The 763-nt window shown below is 37.1% G+C and carries 1 protein-coding gene and 1 pseudogene; one reads left to right on the top strand and one right to left on the bottom strand.

Annotation, left to right across the window (positions count from 1 at the left end; translation table 11 throughout):
* Window positions 1-220 (top strand): annotated as a pseudogene (locus tag ACFFHK_RS09765) (replication initiation protein); the annotation flags it as partial.
* 326 nt (window positions 221-546) lie between these two features.
* Here the strand turns inward: ACFFHK_RS09765 and ACFFHK_RS09760 are convergent.
* Window positions 547-763, bottom strand: a 217-nt coding sequence (locus ACFFHK_RS09760) for a DUF2442 domain-containing protein (protein ID WP_382371931.1), incomplete at its 5' end; no start/stop codon positions are given.

Genomic DNA, 763 nt, shown 5'->3' with positions numbered 1-763 from the left:
TGCAGAATACGGAAACTATGCCAAAGACTGCCTTGCTATCTTAGAAAATTTTTATTCTGATTTAGACGCTGTAACGTTAGAAGATTTACGTAATTACTGTGTATTTTTAGAAACTAACGCAAGCAATAGATCGAAGTTAGGGAAAAAACAAGATTTTATTGATGAATTGAATAAAAGAGGATTTAAGGTAATTAATTGTGAGCTAGTTAAAAATGATTAATTTTTTAACCAAAGCTTAATGATTAAAAAAACGGTCGCTTTAAATTAATCGACCGTTTTTTTTAATTTCCTGTTAAAATTCCCTTGTGCTATCGGGCGTCAGAAGTGCTACACCCATAGCACTTCACCTAGCCGCCTAGTCTTATAGCACGTAGGAGGTGATTGATGTGAAAGTATCAGAAAAACTTCTGATTGCAATGCTGATATTACTAGTCATTGCCTTTAGTACAAAAGTGTTCGCTGCACTTACTGTACTGATGTACTTAATCACTAAATTAGCCTAACGGCTAGGGAGGGGACGGGATAGCAACCCGATCCCCGACCTATTCAAATTGTATGATCGGGCTGTTTGAAATTCAAGCCGATTAGCAACCCCTCAATAGAAATATCTTCATTTAAGTCATCCCAGTGGATTCCTCTTGGACTAAGCTCATAATCTTGTAATTGTTCAGGGCTTGCTGTCATTAAACGAGGGAACCAAGCAAGCGGTACACCTATTGTTCTGGCATCATTAAGCTCAACCCACATACAATCTTTTTCAAAA

Origin of the sequence: Gallibacterium trehalosifermentans, assembly GCF_042433055.1 — a bacterium.
GTDB lineage: Bacteria > Pseudomonadota > Gammaproteobacteria > Enterobacterales > Pasteurellaceae > Gallibacterium > Gallibacterium trehalosifermentans.
This window is presented reverse-complemented; position numbering and strand designations above follow the sequence as displayed.